The organism is Vibrio pomeroyi (assembly GCF_024347595.1).
Lineage (GTDB): Bacteria > Pseudomonadota > Gammaproteobacteria > Enterobacterales > Vibrionaceae > Vibrio > Vibrio pomeroyi.
The window spans coordinates 1,366,262-1,380,770 of record NZ_AP025506.1; the positions used below are offsets into that span (position 1 = coordinate 1,366,262).

At 44.0% G+C, this 14,509-nt stretch carries 10 protein-coding genes; 5 read left to right on the plus strand and 5 right to left on the minus strand.

Annotated features, from left to right (window positions below):
• Positions 1–164 precede the first annotated feature (164 nt).
• A complete protein-coding gene (gene nhaA, locus OCV12_RS06105) occupies positions 165–1,328 on the plus strand; it encodes a Na+/H+ antiporter NhaA (protein ID WP_261885622.1) in 1,164 nt (387 codons plus the stop codon).
• Between the two features lie 231 nt (positions 1,329–1,559).
• Here the strand turns inward: nhaA and OCV12_RS06110 are convergent, their stop codons facing one another.
• Together OCV12_RS06110 and OCV12_RS06115 are read right to left on the minus strand one after the other, a co-directional pair.
• Positions 1,560–2,171 (minus strand): OmpA family protein, encoded by a 612-nt coding sequence (locus tag OCV12_RS06110; RefSeq protein ID WP_026084313.1) that lies wholly within the window; start codon positions 2,169–2,171, stop codon positions 1,560–1,562.
• Positions 2,171–3,478 (minus strand): TolC family outer membrane protein, encoded by a 1,308-nt coding sequence (locus OCV12_RS06115; protein WP_261885623.1) that lies wholly within the window; start codon positions 3,476–3,478, stop codon positions 2,171–2,173. Before OCV12_RS06115 ends, OCV12_RS06110 begins: the two co-directional genes overlap by 1 nt.
• A gap of 907 nt (positions 3,479–4,385) precedes the next feature.
• Here OCV12_RS06115 and OCV12_RS06120 point away from each other — a divergent pair.
• The 3 genes from OCV12_RS06120 to fabV all read left to right on the plus strand — a co-directional run bounded on the left by OCV12_RS06120 (position 4,386) and on the right by fabV (position 8,766).
• Positions 4,386–5,015, plus strand: a complete 630-nt coding sequence (locus OCV12_RS06120; protein WP_017631427.1) for a TetR/AcrR family transcriptional regulator — start codon at positions 4,386–4,388, stop codon at positions 5,013–5,015.
• A gap of 55 nt (positions 5,016–5,070) precedes the next feature.
• Entirely contained in the window at positions 5,071–7,353 is a 2,283-nt protein-coding gene (locus tag OCV12_RS06125) for an acyl-CoA dehydrogenase (RefSeq protein ID WP_261885624.1), read from the plus strand.
• 210 nt (positions 7,354–7,563) lie between these two features.
• Positions 7,564–8,766 (plus strand): enoyl-ACP reductase FabV, encoded by a 1,203-nt coding sequence (gene fabV / locus OCV12_RS06130; protein ID WP_048664789.1) that lies wholly within the window; start codon positions 7,564–7,566, stop codon positions 8,764–8,766.
• Between the two features lie 368 nt (positions 8,767–9,134).
• On the opposite strand, the gene OCV12_RS06135 is transcribed toward fabV, so the two are convergent.
• Complete coding sequence (locus tag OCV12_RS06135; RefSeq protein ID WP_017630384.1) at positions 9,135–10,817, minus strand: aspartate:alanine antiporter; 1,683 nt, start codon at positions 10,815–10,817, stop codon at positions 9,135–9,137.
• Positions 10,818–11,067: 250 nt separating this feature from the next.
• On the minus strand, positions 11,068–11,331 hold the full coding sequence (locus OCV12_RS06140; RefSeq protein ID WP_009847069.1) for a GrxA family glutaredoxin: 264 nt from the start codon (positions 11,329–11,331) through the stop codon (positions 11,068–11,070).
• Between the two features lie 553 nt (positions 11,332–11,884).
• Here OCV12_RS06140 and OCV12_RS06145 point away from each other — a divergent pair.
• Positions 11,885–13,177 carry an iron-containing alcohol dehydrogenase gene (locus OCV12_RS06145; RefSeq protein ID WP_261885625.1) on the plus strand — a complete coding sequence of 431 codons (1,293 nt, stop codon included), beginning with the start codon at positions 11,885–11,887 and terminating at the stop codon, positions 13,175–13,177.
• Between the two features lie 127 nt (positions 13,178–13,304).
• On the opposite strand, the gene OCV12_RS06150 is transcribed toward OCV12_RS06145, so the two are convergent.
• Positions 13,305–14,159: a MurR/RpiR family transcriptional regulator gene (locus OCV12_RS06150; RefSeq protein WP_004734686.1), complete on the minus strand. Its 855-nt coding sequence runs from the start codon at positions 14,157–14,159 to the stop codon at positions 13,305–13,307.
• Positions 14,160–14,509 lie beyond the last annotated feature (350 nt).

Here is a 14,509-nt window from a genome sequence, read left to right on the forward strand (position 1 = left end):
TGCATAACAACTTTATGGAATATACGACGTATTGTTTAGTATTTGTAGGAAAAACCGAAGTTAAACATCCAAAGAAGTGATTATCTATCGATAAAGCTTGGATATAAACTCGTGGTTATTCTTTGTTATTCGTTTATTTAAATAATAAATATAAGGGCGAAATCATGACCGACGTCATCCGTGACTTCTTTAAAATGGAATCTGCTGGCGGCATCATCCTAGTAATCGCTGCGGCGATCGCAATGTTTGTAGCAAACTCACCACTGAACGAAATGTACCAAGGTGTACTTCACAGTTACGTTCTTGGTATGTCTGTGTCTCACTGGATTAACGATGGCTTAATGGCTGTCTTCTTCCTTCTAATCGGCTTAGAAGTTAAACGTGAGCTTTTAGAAGGCGCATTAAAGTCTAAAGAGACTGCAATCTTCCCAGCTATCGCAGCTGTGGGTGGTATGCTAGCTCCTGCACTAATTTACGTGCTATTTAACTCAAGTAACCCTGAAGCGCTTCAAGGTTGGGCTATCCCGGCAGCAACAGATATCGCATTCGCATTGGGTATCATGGCACTTCTTGGTAACCGTGTACCAGTAAGCTTGAAAGTGTTCCTACTGGCTCTAGCAATTATCGATGACCTAGGTGTTGTTGTTATCATTGCATTGTTCTACTCAGGTGACTTATCTACGCTTGCACTAACGGTTGGCTTTATCGCGACTGGTGTATTGTTCATGCTAAACAACAAGCATGTAACTAAGCTAAGTGTTTACCTCATTGTTGGTGCAATTCTGTGGTTCGCAGTATTGAAGTCTGGTGTTCACGCAACGCTAGCAGGTGTAGTAATTGGTTTTGCTATCCCACTGAAAGGTAATAAAGGGGAACATTCTCCGCTGAAACACCTAGAACATGCTCTGCACCCATACGTCGCTTTTGCAATCTTGCCTATCTTTGCATTTGCAAACGCTGGTATCTCGCTAGAAGGTATCTCAATTTCAAACCTAACTGGCATGCTACCGCTTGGTATTGCTATGGGTCTATTGGTTGGTAAGCCACTGGGTATCTTCCTATTCAGCTGGGGTGCTGTGAAAACAGGTATAGCTAAACTTCCTGAAGGTGTGAACTTCATGAACATCTTCGCAGTGTCTGTGCTGTGTGGTATTGGCTTTACAATGTCTATCTTCATCTCTTCATTGGCATTTGGTCCAACGAACGCAGATTTTGATACACTCGCTCGTCTAGGTATCCTGATGGGGTCAACGACAGCAGCAATCCTGGGTTACTTCCTGCTAAGTATTTCTTTACCGAAAACTAAGCACCAAGAAGTAAAACTATAATCGGTAGTAGGCTCGCTAAATTAAATAGGGAGTCTACTGACTGAGTAACAAGCTAGTTCCCGAGTAGCAAGAAACGTCACAGAGTCGTCCCCTCGATTCATGTGACGACAAAGAACAAAAAAGCCGTGATGGGCAACCCTATCACGGCTTTATTGATCTTACGGTTTGCTAGTTAGCAATCTAGTAGGTCATTTTTAATACCAACCTCATCAGCATGGTGACGATGTCACGCTACTTTTTAAGCGTGGTAAATATGGTCCACTCTTCGACGATTTGCTCACTTAGGCCGACAACCGTTGCTGTTACTCGTCGGTTTAGTGCATGGGAAGTTGCATCATCGCCTTCGCTCTCTAATCGCTCTTCACCGTAACCGACAACTCTTACTCGACTTGGGTCGATACCATTCGATAGTAGTTCATCTTCAACGTGGTGAGCGCGTTTCTTTGATAGCTCCAAATTGTATTCACTCGCTCCGACTTTACTGGCATAGCCCTGAATCTCAATCGAAGCGCTTTGGTAGGTTTCTAGGAACTCAGCCATAGTGGTGATTTGATCAGAGAATATCGGGTTAACTTCAAATGAGTCATTGGCAAACAGGATGTTCAACTGTCTGACTTCTTGCGAGCTAACCGTTTCGCCACAACCTTCATTATCAACCAGAGATGATTCAGGTGTGCCAGGGCAGGTGTCTCGAGCATTGACCACGCCATCGTTATCATCGTCTTGCAGATCTGAAATCTGCGACGCTTCAGGTGTCTCAATATATTCTTCTTCCTGTTGGCTAGAGCAGGCTAGCAAGGTCATTGTCAATGCAGGAAGTAGTAAGTAAGTTATCTTCATGATTAATACTCCACGGCCGTTGTCCACTCGTCAGGGATGTCGACTAGCAGAGCGTTCAATAGAGAACCTGTCGCGTTCATTACACGGTATTTCGCGTACTGTTCAGCGTAATGCGCATCTAAGTAATCTTTACGAGCTTCAAACAATTCATTTTCGGTGTTGAGTAAATCTAGAAGCGTACGTTTACCGATTCGATATTGTTTTTCATAAGCGATAACGGTCTCTGACGCAGAATCTACGTGATCAGATAAGAAGTTCTTTTGTTGTAACGTAAGATCCAATGCACTCCAAGAGAGGCGCAGTCCTTCTTCAACTTGTCTATAAGCACGATCTCTCAGATCCTTTGCTTTATTGAGTTGATAAGCCGCAGCTTCTGAGTTTGCACTGTCAGTGCCACCGTTGTAGAGGTTGTATCTCATTCGTAGCATTGCCAGTGTTTCTTGGCTCGAACCTTCATCGCCACCCGCATCATCACGCCATGACTGAGAGGCTTCAATAGAGAAGGTCGGGTAATTAACACCTTTTGATTGTTTGTATTGGAAGTGCGCGGAATCAACATCTGCAGTAGCGACCTTGATGACAGGGTGCTGGTCTAGTGCATCAACAAGGGCATCTGATAATGACAGAGGAATCATCGAAATATCGGCTCTTGGGTAAACTAAGCCTAGTGGTTCTTGACCTACTATTCGTCTAAATTGGGTATGGGTATCGATTAAATTGTTTTGAGCGGCTAATAAGTTGCCGTGCGCTTTTGCAATCCTAGCTTCTACTTGAGACACATCTGCGGTTGATCCTATCCCTGAGACAGCACGCTTTTTGATGTCTTTATAGATTTTCTTGTGGATAGCAAGGTTACTTTCCGAAAGGGCTAAAACTTCAGTTGCTTTGACGGCGTCTAAGTAGATCTGAGTGACCTCTAGCGCTTTATCTTCAGCATCCGCTAACAGTTGTAAGCGAACCGATTCTGCTTCTGCGGCAGTACGATCAATGTCGTTGAGAGTCGATGAACCATCCCACAGCAACTGAGTGAGGGATATCGTTGCTTCCTTTCGTGTTAAGTCTGTATCTGGGCCATTGTTTGGTGCAGGGTTTATACCTTCGTAGCCAATACCGGCATCAAGGTCGATGCTTGGTCTATACGCACCGCCAGCGGCGTCATTACGTTTTTGGACACTCACAAACTCATTAAAGATACTTTTGATTTCAGGGTTTGTTGCCAAGGTAATGGCGACGGCCTGTTCCAAAGTTTGAGCAGAGAGTGTAGTTGCAACGACTAAGCAACACATGATGGATAATTTAAACAGTCTCAAAGTAGGTCTCCTTCTACTTTTAATGTCCCTACCTTTCCCTAACTTGCGTTTAACTTCCTAATTGAGAAAGGGTATTAAACGAAGCTTAGGACATATGGACAAAAATGCTAAGTTTATGGGCTTTATTTCGAAGGTAAGTCGCTATTGCTATTGATTAATTTGCTAATAGTCGAGGTCGGCAACTTTTGAGTGGATGATTTACGAAGTGGATTAAGGCCATTACTAAGCAAGTGTTCGCATAGGTGAGGATAGGGCGTGAGCTTGTTTGAAATGTCGATATCAACACTAAGAATGTGCCAAAAGTTTCAGCTCTATTTTGAGCGTTCTGGAAACAACATGTGAGATGAAACTTGGTGGTACTCTTAATGGTATAGAGACTAATGAATGGCCGGTAGAGTAAGAGGGAGCCCCTCTTGTATAGGCTTTGAGCCTTATCATTGTTAGGCAACCTGACAACTCTAACGTCGTGCTATTTATAAACTACCTTTAGCCTTAGCGTGTACCAGTGAGTATATCGAGATACGTTCTCAATGAATGATTACTATTGGATATGCTCGTACTTGAACATCAAAAAAAAGCCCAAACCAACGTGGTTTGGGCGGATACAAGTATAGGAGTTAATAAGGAAAATGCAGTAATTAAGAAAGCAGGGAGAAAAACAAGTTTGACGGCCTGTTAAACTTCTAAATACTCTGTTTTCTACATAATTTATGACCCTCCTTTTCAATTTCAGTTCCCAGAAAATTCATTAATTTTTCCTTTTTTTGTAAACACACGTCGATTCAATCGGTTAGTGCAGACTTTTATGAACTGGTACGACCAATTTGTGAAAATGTGATGTTGCTTGCTTGTTAAATAAATGTACTAAGCGTATATTTCAAACAGTTGTTTAATACGAGTGATTGAAATGGCACCAAGAAGTACAACCAAAGACAAAATCTTAGATGTGGCTGAAGGCTTATTTGCTGAGCACGGTTTTAATGACACCTCTTTACGCACTATTACGGGTAAAGCCAATGTCAATCTTGCTTCAGTGAACTACCACTTTGGCGATAAGAAGACTCTGGTTCGTGCCGTGTTAAATCGATACTTAGAAGCATTTATGCCAGCACTGCAAGACGCTTTAGTGAACTTAAACTTGAACGAAACGTATTCTATGAGTGACGTGTTTGAGTCTTTAAGACAACCACTAAGAGCACTTAACGATGTAAGGCCAAATGGTACGAGCCGATTTATGTTACTCATCGGTCGAGGCTATACGGATGTGCAAGGTCACTTGCGTTGGTTCATTACAACTCGCTACAGCGAAGTTTTGACTCTGTTTACCAGTTCAGTAATGAAAGCTAACCCGAACCTCACTCAAGAACAGTTATTTTGGCGATTGCACTTCACCCTAGGGACTTGTGTTTTCACCATGGCTTCCAGTCAGGCTCTCGTTGAAATCGCAGAGAATGATTACGGCAAGCGAATAGATGCCAAAGCAGTGGTCGATATTCTTATTCCATACTTGGCCGCTGGCATGTCAGCAGAAGAATAAAATAATAAAAAGCGAAACATTCACAACCAAAATAGTGAACAAAAGGATCTGAACTATGAGCTCTCTAAGACAAAAATGGGTAAGTGACCCAGCTTTTAAACTCTTTAAAAAAGTATTACCACCACTATCTAGCACCGAGAAAGAAGCGATGGAAGCGGGTAGTGTTTGGTGGGATGGAGAGCTGTTTTCTGGTAAACCAGATTTCACTAAGCTGCACCAATATCCAAAACCTCAGCTGACAGCAGAAGAGCAATCGTTCATGGATAATGAACTTGAAACTCTGCTCGCTATGCTTGATGACCACCAAATCGTAAAAGAAGACCGAGACCTTCCTGAAGAGGTTTGGAACTTCTTACGTAAAGAGCGTTTCTTCTCGCTAATTATTGCGAAAGAGTACGGCGGTCGTGAATTTTCAGCACACGCAAACTCAACTATCGTAACTAAGATTGCGACTCGCAGTATCAGTACTGCAGTGTCAGTCATGGTTCCAAACTCTCTTGGTCCAGGTGAGCTGCTGTCTCACTACGGTACTCAAGATCAAAAAGACTACTGGCTACCGCGTCTCGCTGACGGCACAGATATCCCATGTTTCGCATTAACGGGCCCTGAAGCGGGTTCTGATGCGGGTGGTATTCCTGATGTCGGCACTGTGTGTATGGGTATGCACGAAGGCAAAGAGACACTAGGTATCAAGCTTAACTGGAACAAGCGATACATTACGCTAGCACCAGTGGCAACGGTACTTGGTTTGGCTTTCAAACTGCACGATCCAGAGAAACTGCTTGGCGACAAAGAAGATATCGGTATCACTTGTGCGCTAATTCCAGCTGACCACGAAGGTGTTGTGATTGGTGAGCGTCATGACCCACTTGGCCTTGCATTTATGAACGGTCCAACACGCGGTCATGATGTATTCATCCCTATGGAGTGGTTAATCGGTGGCGCAGATTACGCAGGTAAAGGCTGGCGTATGCTGGTGGAATGTCTGTCTGCAGGTCGTGGTATTTCACTACCAGCACTGGGTACAGCAATGGGCCACTTAACTGCGAGAACAACTGGCGCATACGCTTATGTTCGTAAGCAGTTCGGTATGTCGATTGGTAAGTTCGAAGGTGTTGCTGAGAGCCTAGGCCGTATTGGTGGCTTAACGTATCTACTAGAAGCAACTCGTACGCTGACAACTACTTCACTCGATATGAAAGAGAAACCGGGTATCGTAACGGCTATCGCTAAGTACCACATGACAGAGATGGCGCGTACGATTCTGAACGATTCAATGGATATCCACTCGGGTCGTGCAATTCAAGATGGCCCAATGAACTACTTGGCTGCGCCTTACCTAGGTATTCCAGTTGCTATCACAGTAGAAGGTGCGAACATCTTAACTCGCAACCTGATGATCTTCGGTCAAGGTGCGACACGTTGTCACCCATACGTGCTAAGCGAAATGGAAGCGGCAGCAAACCCAGATGAGAAGCAAGGTGCGAAGGATTTCGATAACTTGTTGTTCAAGCATATTGGTCACGCGACTAAGAACACGTTTGGCGCGTTTGGTGCGGCATTGACAGGCTCTAAGTTCATTAAAGCGGATATGAGCGGCCCAACAAAGCCTTACTACCAAGACTTAACTCGTCTAAGCCGTGCATTAGCGGTAAGTGCAGACTTCGCAATGCTAACGCTAGGTGGCGAACTGAAACGTAAAGAGCTTATCTCTGCACGTTTAGGTGATGGTCTAAGTTACCTATACATGGCGTCTGCAGCGCTTAAGAAGTATGAAGACGAAGGTCGTCAACAAGCTGACCTAGACTACGTACACTACGCGGTTCAACACTGTTTCCATAACGCGGCGAAATCGCTACAAGAAGCGTACAGAAACTTCCCGAACAAGATGGTTGGTAAAGTACTCAAAGGTCTCGTTTTCCCGGTAGGTAACCATTTTGAAAAACCAAGTGATAATCTAACGGTACAACTGGCTGAAAGTTTGATGACTCCGGGTGCGCACCGTGAACGTCTGACTCACCTTTGCTACATTGGTAAAGAAGAAGAGGATAGCGTTGGCTTGATGGAAAATGCGTTCAATGCGATGTACAGCATCAAGCCTCTTGAGCGTAAGATCTTCAAAGCGGTGAAAGAGGGCAAAGTGGCTCGTAAAGGTCTATTGCAAGATAAACTTGCTCAGGCACTGGCGGCAGGCGTTCTTACTCAAGACGAAGTTGACCAAATCATTGCAGCAGACAAACTACGCTACGCAGCGATTCAAGTTGACCACTTCAGTCATGACTTTAGTGAAACTTTGACGCGAAAAGAGTTAAAACCTAAGCTAAATAGCGTTGCTTAGATAAAGAAATGACAAAAGGCACCTAATAAGGTGCCTTTTTTTGTTTTTGTCGTAGAAGTTGCAATAGACGCGTTAACAAATGGTGACTTAGTCAGCAAATATTCGCTGAGTGCTCCAACCACTTGCATTTTCACCACATTTTTACAGAAATTAGATGCCATTTGCGTACGAAACTTTTATCCTTAACCTGATTTTTTAAGGAAGTTGAATATGATCATCAAACCTCGAATTCGCGGATTCATCTGTACTACAACACATCCAGTCGGTTGTGAAGCTAATGTAAAAGAACAAATTGCTTACACAAAAGCTCAAGGCCCAATCGCAAACGCACCTAAACGTGTACTAGTTGTTGGCTCTTCAAGTGGCTACGGCTTGTCTTCACGTATTGCGGCTGCATTTGGTGGCGGCGCTTCAACTATCGGTGTTTTCTTCGAGAAAGCCGGTACTGAGAAAAAGCCGGGTACAGCTGGCTTCTACAACTCAGCAGCGTTCGACAAGCTAGCTAAAGAAGAAGGCCTGTATTCAAAAAGCCTTAACGGCGATGCTTTCTCTAACGAAGCGAAACAGAAAACAATTGATCTGATCAAAGAAGATCTAGGTCAAATCGATATGGTTGTATATTCACTGGCATCTCCTGTGCGTAAAATGCCAGAGACTGGTGAAGTGATTCGTTCAGCTCTAAAACCTATCGGCGAAACGTACACATCAACAGCGGTTGATACCAACAAAGACACTATCATCGAAGCTAGTGTTGAGCCTGCATCTGAAGAAGAAATCAAAGACACTGTTACAGTAATGGGCGGTGAAGATTGGGAACTTTGGATCAACGCTCTTTCTGAAGCGGGTGTTCTAGCTGACGGTTGTAAAACTGTTGCTTACAGCTACATCGGTACTGAACTAACGTGGCCAATCTACTGGGATGGCGCGCTAGGTAAAGCTAAGATGGATCTAGACCGTGCAGCATCAGCGCTGAACGAGAAACTAGGCCAAACTGGCGGTACTGCAAACGTTGCTGTTCTTAAGTCTGTTGTGACTCAAGCAAGCTCTGCAATCCCTGTTATGCCTCTTTACATCGCTATGGTGTTCAAGAAGATGCGTGAAGAAGGTATTCACGAAGGTTGTATGGAACAGATCTTCCGTATGTTCAGCCAACGTCTATACAAAGAAGACGGCAGCGCTCCAGAAGTAGATGAAGTGAACCGTCTACGTCTAGATGATCTTGAGCTTCGTGAAGACATCCAAGATCACTGTCGTAACCTATGGCCTCAAATCACAACTGAGAACCTAAAAGAACTGACTGACTACGTAGAGTACAAAGAAGAGTTCTTGAAGCTATTTGGTTTCGGTGTTGAAGGTGTTGATTACGAAGCTGACGTTAACCCAGCTGTTGAATTTGATGTAGCTGACATCTAATTCAAGTTATCGAATCTAAACGAAATAGGCGCTCATTGAGCGCCTATTTTTTTGTCTGCTATTTGATTAAAGAGATTAAGAGCAGATACGGGATACGAGTAGCGAGATGCGAAGAGATTAAGAGTAGATTCGGGATACGAGTAGCGAGATGCGAAGAGATTAAGAGCAGATACGGGATGCGAGTGGCGAGATGTGAAGAGATCAAAGAGCAGGTACGAGTGACGAGATTCGAGATACGAAAAGAGTTAAGAGTAGGAGAGGGGAAGAAGGCCTGAATTGCTAAGAACAGGCCATAAAAAATGCACTAACCCAAAGTAAATTAGTGCATTCGAAATATCTAAGCTTGGCTGCTTTTAATGCAGTAGACGCTAGCTAATGATGATGATGAAAGTACCTGCTAAGGTCATCAATATGTTTGCTATTGCGTAGGTGCCCGCATAACCCAGAGCTGGGATTGTTGAGCGAGCATGGTCATTTACGATGTCCATTGCCGGAGCACAGGTTCGCGCACCTATGATCGCACCAAACAATAGAGCTCGGTTCATCTTCAACACATAAGCACCAACCAAGTAAGCGAAGAATACCGGCAGCACACTCACCACCAGAGCAATACCAATGACCTGTGGGCCAACTTGGGTTAAGTGCTCAAATATCTTTCCACCGGCGCTTAAGCCGATACCGACCATGAAGAACATCAAACCGAGGTCTTTGACCATGTTCAACGCACCCTGAGGTACGTAACCGAAAGTAGGGTGGTTCGCTCGTAAGAAGCCCAGCATGATGCCTGATAGAAGAAGGCCAACCGCGTTACCTAGTCCAAACGACACCTGACCGAATGTCATGGTGATCAAACCAAACAAAATACCCAGAATGAAGAAGCTACAGAAAGCCATCAAATCGGCCATTTGACTATGGATCGAGATGAAACCAATTTTCTCTGCTAGGCCGTGAACACGACTCTTTTCGCCACTCACCTGCAGTACATCACCCTTTGAAAGCACGATGTTTAAGTCCATCGGCATTTCAATTTGAGCACGTACTACGCGGTTAAGGAAACAGCCATATTCAGACAGGTTTAAGTCTGACAGGCGCTTACCTGCGATGCTGTCACTTTTAACGACGATCTCTTCTTCCACGATACGTAGATCGAGAAGGTTACGGTCGAAAACCTCTTTACCGTTACGGAAGCTTGGGTCAAGACGCGCGTGACTGTCTGGGAAACCAACCAGTGCGATTTCGTCACCTTCTTGCAGAATTGCATCACCATCTGGGTGGGCAAGAATACCATTACGGCGAATACGCTCGATGTAACAGCCTGTTTGGCGATAGATACCCAATTCACGTAGGTTCTTACCGTCAGTCCAAGAGATAAGCTCAGGTCCCACACGATAGGCGCGAATGATAGGAAGATAAACTTTACGCTGGCCAGAAGCACCTAAACCACGCTCTTGAGCAATCTGCTCAGCCGAGTCGTGTAGGTTTACTTTTTGCAGCTTTGGAATCAGGCGAGCGAACATGATCATGCTGATTAAGCCAACCAAGTAAGCCATCGCGTAACCCACTGATAGGTTTTCGATAATCAGGCTCAAGTCCATGTTTCTTGGTACTTCAGCAAGCCCAGAATTAAGAGCGTCTTGCGCCCCTACCAAGATAGGTGTTGCGGTAAGCGCACCTGCCATCATGCCGGCAGATAAGCCGAAGCCTAGGCCAAGGTAGTGACTGCTGAAATAGGTGAGGGCAATCGCGGTAGAAAGTACCACAAGGCTTAGAATGAGGTAGTGCTTACCGTCTCTGAAAAAGATACCGAAGAAGTTTGGACCCGCTTCAATGCCAACACAGTAGATAAACAACATGAAGCCAATGGTGAGTGCATCTGCGTTAAAAGAAAAGCCAAGATGTCCCATAACGAGGGAAGTAATCAGAACACCGATTGAATTGCCGAGTTGGAGACTACCGAAACGAATTTTACCAATGGCTAATCCAATCGATAAAACAACAAAGATGAGGAGAATGGGGTTTTGTTCTAACAGAAAAACAACGTCGATATTCACAGTGGTCGCTCAATAATTGGCGTGAAACACAGGGTAAGTTTGAGAGGTGAATTGTATCTAAATATAAATAAATTATAAGCGATATTTTGCTATTTTACTTGATTTTGACCTTATTCTTATTCCGTACGAAAAATGGTCATAAAAAAAGCCCGCTACAGTGAGCGGGCTTCTTATAAATCGTACAGTCTAACGCTAAAATTGGTCAGCTGTTTAAGGCTACAGCCTTGGATCTCTTGAGAGAAATCTTAGCTTAGTCGAAAAGACCTAGGTTTTCTTTTGCGTATGCTTCAAATTCTGTGCAGCCGCCAATGTGGTCTTGATCGATGAAGATTTGTGGAACTGTGTCTACTGGCTTACCTACAGTCTTCTCTAGGTCAGCTTTGCTGATGCCTTCAGCGTGAATGTCAACGTAACGGTAGTTGAAGTCATCACGTTTAGCTTTAAGAGTTTCAGCATGCTCTTTTGCACGAACACAGAATGGGCAAGCAGGGCGACCAAAAATAACTACAAACATTTAATTTCTCCTAAATACGGGATGAGGCTCGTTAACTCATTTATGTTAACTATTCTTTTATGAATGCCACTCAAAATTTCTTAAAACCAACTATGCCTCAATGCCATGGGGAAATAAAGATGGAATTGCCTCTTAATACAATAGGTTTTGCCTATCAGAGCAAATAATGGTCACAAAAAGGATCCGTGATTATTTCTGATGGGTATCTAGGTTGATTACCCATAATTTAAGAGTGTGAATTACCCCTAAGAATAGGACTTTAATCTATCTTTAATGCGACAAGTTGCACCTCGTCAAAAAACGTACGCATAGAACGAGGCATCTTAATACTGATGCGCGGGAAAGAAGCGAAATTGAAAAGAGGCGGCGTGGCGTAAATGTACGGACCGCCACCATGTTTTGTATTCTTTATTAGCCATATGTCGTTTTCAGCATGCTCTTACCCTCGCTACTAAATCTGCCAGTTAAAACGGCAAGAAAAACGAGCTATAAAGTCCACATTCCAAAAACCAAGAGTTCGCAGTTTTGTTTGGTCATAGGCGCAGGAGGCACCATGTTTCAATTTATGACATCTACAAAGATCATCTTTGGTGATGGAGCACTTTCCGCTTCATTGTCTCTCTTTAACCAATACGGCTACAGCGTGCTATTGGTTACTGGCAATACATTAGAACGCACGTCAATTGTCACTGATTATCTAGACGCTCAGGGTATGCGCTATCAACACATCGCAGTCTCCGGCGAACCCAATATTAAAATGGTCGAAGAGGCGGCGATATCTGCCCGAAGGTTCAAGCCCGATATGGTTGTTTCTATGGGAGGAGGCAGTGCGATCGATATGGGGAAAGCGTTAGCCGCCGTATTACCTAACCAAGGCAATTTATACGACTATGTCGAAGTCGTCGGGCGTAATGTTCCTCTTAAAACCAAGCCGCTTCCATTCATTGCGATTCCTACCACGGCCAGTACAGGCGCAGAGGTGACTAAAAATGCGGTGCTTAAATCAGGGCAAGACCAAGTTAAGATCAGCCTTAGAAGTCCAGATATGTTGGCTGACGTTGCGATTGTCGATCCAACTTTAACTCATGGCACCAATCTATATTTGTCAGGGCGCGGTGCGATGGATGCCTTTACTCACCTGATGGAAGCTTATGTTTGTGGTGAACCTAACCCGCTCACTGATATGATCTGCGAAGAAGGGTTACGTAAGCTGAGTGGCTCTGTAGTTCAAGCGTGCGTTTATGATGAACCTCAAGCTCGTTCTGACTTGGCTTTCGCATCTATGCTGGGCGGGATGGCGATAACCAATGCCAAGCTTGGAGCAGCACATGGTTTAGCCTCTGCATTGGGTGGCAAGATTTCAGCACCACACAGTGTGATTACCGCGCGCTTAGCCCCGTTCGTGATGTTGGAAAACATTGCTGTTGCGAGAGAACAGCAAAGAGCCGACATCTTAGTGCGCTACCAACGAATTGCTCAGATAGTGACAAATAACTCCGAGGCGACAGAAGAAGAGGCGATAACTTGGCTATCTGAAGTGCTGGATACGTTAAAGCTTCCAAGTCTACTAGAGTTTGGTGTCTGTGAAGCTCAGTTCGATGAAGTGTCTACTGATGCCCTTAAGTCGGTTGCGATAAAAGGAAACCCGTTACCACTGAACCAAGACCGTTTAATTCATATTCTGCAGAAGGTTTGCGAGAAGTGTGATTGTGGTGAGAGCAGAGATGCTGGGGCTTTGAAGCACCAAGATGAAGAGTCATCAATGGTCGAATCAAGCTTCACGATCATTAACTCTTACGCGTCCGAAAACAGCGTGGTAGAGAAAGGTAACAGCTGGACTATTTAACGGCCTTCGACCTGTTCGCTGAATAAAGCATTTAAAACAGACAAACAAAAACGGAGCACTAGGCTCCGTTTTTTAATCGCTAACTTTTGGTTCGTATCCAATTGGCACTTTGTTCGTACCTAGAAGGTTAGAACTGAGAGTATTTCTCGTAACGTGAATCACGAAGAGACTCTTTAACGCGCTTTAGGTTCTCTCTGAAACCAGAACCACGACGCAGCGTAAAGCCTGTCGCTAGCACATCAATAACCGTCATTTGAACAACGCGGCTTGCCATTGGCATATAAACGTCTGTGTCTTCCGGTACATCCAATGAGATAGAAAGCGAGCTTGCTTTATCTAGTGGAGAGTCTTTTGCTGTGATAGCGATAACCGTTGCGCCGTTTTCACGCGCTAAGTTTGCAATCTCAACTTGGCTCTTAGTGCGACCCGTGTGAGAGATAAGAACGATAACGTCGTTATCACTGCAGTTGATGCAGCTCATTCGTTGCATCACGATGTCTTCGAAACAAGTGATTGGGATATTAAAACGAATAAACTTGTTTTGAGCGTCTTTCGCTACGGCAGAAGAGGCACCCAGTCCGAAGAACGAAATGCGTTTTGCTTGAGTCAGCAAGTCAACCGCACGGTTTACTTGCATCGCATCTAGACTGTTTTTAGCAACGTCTAGACATGCCATAGTCGATTCGAAAATCTTATGCGTATAAGCATCTGGACCATCGTCTTCTTCAACGTTGCGGTTCACGTAAGGTGTACCGTTCGCCAAGCTTTGAGCTAGGTGAAGTTTGAAGTCAGGGAAGCCCTTAGTGTCTAAACGACGACAGAAGCGGTTAACTGTAGGCTCACTTACGTCAGCCATCTTAGCTAAGGTAGCAATGCTAGAATGGATTGCAGTTTGAGGGGAAGCCATAATTACTTCAGCTACCTTACGCTCAGACTTGCTGAAATTTTCCAGGTTTTTTTGTATTTTTTCTAATGTATTCATAGTGTTCACAAGGGTATAGAGAACAACTTGCCAGTTAATATCTTTTACCAGGGGGTATGGTTGAAACAAATATCAATAATCACAAAACCAAACTTAAATTCAGTATCGTAAATACTGCTGCTTCAAATAGATATCAAGCTAACTAGCACCATAGAGTCAGTATAAACCCAACATACTATTTACTAATACAAAAACACGGCATGAATGCTTAAGAATATGACAAACCTCAACAAAATTTTAGAAAACTACAGAATTGGAAGAGGGTTTGAGCAAAAAGAATGCAAATTGAGTATGAACTGACAGCTTAGTTACATCAAAAAGAAAGAAATTTTCAATTTGATGCAACTAAA

Bases quoted from the DNA above. Each gene is read 5' to 3' on its own strand.
- fabV (WP_048664789.1), top strand. From the start codon at position 7,564: ATGATCATCAAACCTCGAATTCGCGGATTCATCTGTACTACAACACAT.
- OCV12_RS06145 (WP_261885625.1), top strand. From the start codon at position 11,885: ATGTTTCAATTTATGACATCTACAAAGATCATCTTTGGTGATGGAGCA.
- OCV12_RS06140 (WP_009847069.1), bottom strand. From the start codon at position 11,331: ATGTTTGTAGTTATTTTTGGTCGCCCTGCTTGCCCATTCTGTGTTCGT.
- OCV12_RS06120 (WP_017631427.1), top strand. From the start codon at position 4,386: ATGGCACCAAGAAGTACAACCAAAGACAAAATCTTAGATGTGGCTGAA.
- OCV12_RS06125 (WP_261885624.1), top strand. From the start codon at position 5,071: ATGAGCTCTCTAAGACAAAAATGGGTAAGTGACCCAGCTTTTAAACTC.
- nhaA (WP_261885622.1), top strand. From the start codon at position 165: ATGACCGACGTCATCCGTGACTTCTTTAAAATGGAATCTGCTGGCGGC.
- OCV12_RS06150 (WP_004734686.1), bottom strand. From the start codon at position 14,159: ATGAATACATTAGAAAAAATACAAAAAAACCTGGAAAATTTCAGCAAG.